Below are 2,894 nucleotides of genomic sequence, written 5' to 3'. Positions count from 1 at the left end.
CATTTACCGTCCGGCTATGACGATCCGTTTGTCTTGCTGCCATACGAGCGGACACCCAGGCATCCCGAGGCCGGAGAGACGGTCACGGTCCGGCTTTTGACCAAGCCATTCAAGGCGAGCTACGTCGTCGGCGTTGCTGTGAAGGTGGATGGCATATCCGTCAACGACTGGATTCCCATGCGGACTGAAAGGGCAAAGGACGGTGGAGATGTTTGGACGGCGTCCATTGGGGCTTTTGCTATGGGCACCGAAGTGGAATACACGTTCATCTGGCGGGACGGGGAACGAGAGCTTCGCTCGGATTCCCATTGCTTCCGGGTGCGCGAGTGGAAGCCGCTTGACCGGGCAGCGAAGCTGGAAGTTATGGATGGGGAGCGGGTGACACTTGTTTTTGAAACGGATGAAATCTCCGGATTCCAGCCGGTGCTGACGTTTGCCAAACAGGAAGCGGGCACAGTGGGATTGACCTTCGCGATCAAGCCGCCTGAGTTTTCTTCCGATATTGGAGCGTCGGCAATGGGGTCTGCGGAAGGAACGGCGGTTGGCTTGACGAGCCGGTTAGCCAACGAGGATGCGGCCAGTTCAGCCGAACCAGAACAAGATCAGGCTGTCTTAAGCCTGGAGGGGGGGCGCACCCTCGAAATCGGATTAATCGGATGCAAGCCGACGCTTCGGTTTCTAGATGCATACGGCGTGCTGCTGTTTGGCAGTCCGTCCACAGGCGCCCATTGGCTGGAGGCGCTGGTCGACGGCTCGGGGACTGTTCATAAAATCAGGTTCAACTTCATCCCGAAGCCGGGGCACCGCTGGTTCGGCATGGGAGAGCGGTATTCGCATTTGGAATATAGCGGTCAGCAGGTGGAGCAGTACGTATACAACGAGTACCGCGATCAAGGGCTTCGGACTTACGTGCCCGTGCCTTATGCACTCTGTTCGGGAAGCTATTCTCTGTTCCTGGACACGCCAATGTACTCGTGCTTCCGGTTTCACACCCGGCTGTCCGATCTCGTGGAGATCGAAGCCGACCTTTCGCTGTCCAGCCAGGAGCTCGTCGCCTATCTGTTCACTGGCGAGCCGATGGAGATGATCGAGCGGTTCACGGATGTGGCAGGCAAACCGGTTCTGCCGCCCAAATGGTCCTTCGGTCCCTGGATGTCGAGCAATAACTGGGACTCGCAGAGCGAGGTGCTGAAGCAGGCGGAGCTCACCAAGCAGTACGAAATCCCATCTACCGTGCTCGTGATCGAGCAGTGGAGCGATGAGGCGACATTTTATATTTTCAACGATGCGCAGTATGAGGCCAAGGACGGCAGCGAGCCATTCCGTTATAAGGAGTTTTCGTTCCCGGCGTGGGGCCGCTGGCCGGACCCGAAGGGGATGGTGGAGGAGCTGCACCGGGACGGCATGAAGGTGCTTCTGTGGCAGATTCCGATTCACAAGTTCCTGTACGGGGTGGCGCACGCACAGCGGGATCAGGACGAGAAGACGCTGCTCGAGCAAGGCTATGAAGTGAAAAACGCCGACGGTTCCCCCTTCGTGCTGCCTTACAACTGGTTCAAGGACTGCCACATCGTGGATTTCACCAATCCCGAAGCATGCAGGTGGTGGTTCGATAAGCGGAAATACCTGGTGACAGAGGTCGGGATCGACGGGTTCAAAACCGATGGCGGCGAATTCGTCTTTGGACACGACCTGCAATTCCACGATGGCTCGACGGGCCGGGAAATGCGCAATCTGTATCCAAATCTGTACGCGGGCCGCTACTTCGACTTCATCCAGCAGCATGCGCCGGAGGGCGGCATTACATTCAGCCGGGCCGGGTACACGGAGGCCCAGCGTTACCCGATGCATTGGGCCGGTGATGAACGGTCTACGTTCCAGGCGTTCCGTTCCTCCGTTGTCGCCGGGCTGACCAGCTCCATGTCGGGCATTCCGTTCTGGGGCTGGGACTTAGGCGGTTTCCACGGTGACATTCCGACGGCGGAGCTGTTCATCCGGGGGACGCAGATGGCGGCCTTCTGCCCGGTGATGCAGTACCATGCGGAGACCAAGGGCGAGTTCAACCAGGACCGAACGCCCTGGAATATCGCGGAGCGGACCGGTACGCCGGAAGTGCTTACGCTGTATAAGCGATTTGCCGACCTGCGGATGAACCTGCTGCCTTACATCTATGATCAGGCGGTACAAACGAGCCGGACCGGCCGCCCGATGATGCGGGCAATGCTGCTGGATTTCCCGCAGGACCCGCACTGCGCGACCTTAACCAGTCAGTATATGTTCGGCGACAGTCTGCTCGTCGCCCCCGTCATGGAAGAAGGACAGTCGACGAAGATGATCTACTTCCCGGCAGGCCGATGGCAGTCGCTGTTCTCGGAAGAGGAGCAAGTCGGGCCCGGTCTGGTAAAGGTCCGGGCAAGCTTGGAGCATATTCCCGTTTATCTCAAGCAAAATAGCGCAGTAGCGCTCCATCTTCCCCCGAGCCTTCAGCTTGCAGGCCATGTGGGGAACCGGCTGGACGGCTATGAGCGGCTCGTCTTCCTCCTGCATGTCGCAAGCGAGTTAGAGACCCGGTTCGAGGATGATCTCGGCTTCGAAGCCGTCATCGCTGCCCGACAGGAAGGCAGCGCGATCCGCTTGAATTGGTCTGCCAACCGCGTGCAGCGGATCACCTTCATGCTGCGGGTACCCGACCCTGCAGCAGCGGCAACTGCGTCGGCGCAGCAGCAATCGCTGCCGCCGCTCGCGGTGCGGCTCGACGGCACGCTTTTGCCCGAAGCGGAATGCCCCGAACGGTTGGAGCCCGGTTCGTACCTGCTTCGCGACGGAATGTTGTATATCGGTGTAGAACACGACGGCGGAAATCTGGAAATCCGATTCTAACAAGAAGCGCGATG

General features: G+C 59.1%; 1 protein-coding gene. It reads left to right on the top strand.

The features are described 5' to 3' along the window. The coding region (locus TJ79_RS25715; protein ID WP_155987778.1) for a glycoside hydrolase family 31 protein at window positions 1–2,880 on the top strand (2,880 nt) is incomplete at its 5' end. Window positions 2,881–2,894: the final 14 nt, after the last annotated feature.

The sequence above is a fragment of the Gorillibacterium massiliense genome (genome assembly GCF_000455485.1).
Classification (GTDB): Bacteria; Bacillota; Bacilli; order Paenibacillales; family NBRC-103111; genus Gorillibacterium; species Gorillibacterium massiliense.
Note: the sequence above shows the minus strand (reverse complement) of the source record. Positions and strands in the feature narration are given on the sequence as shown.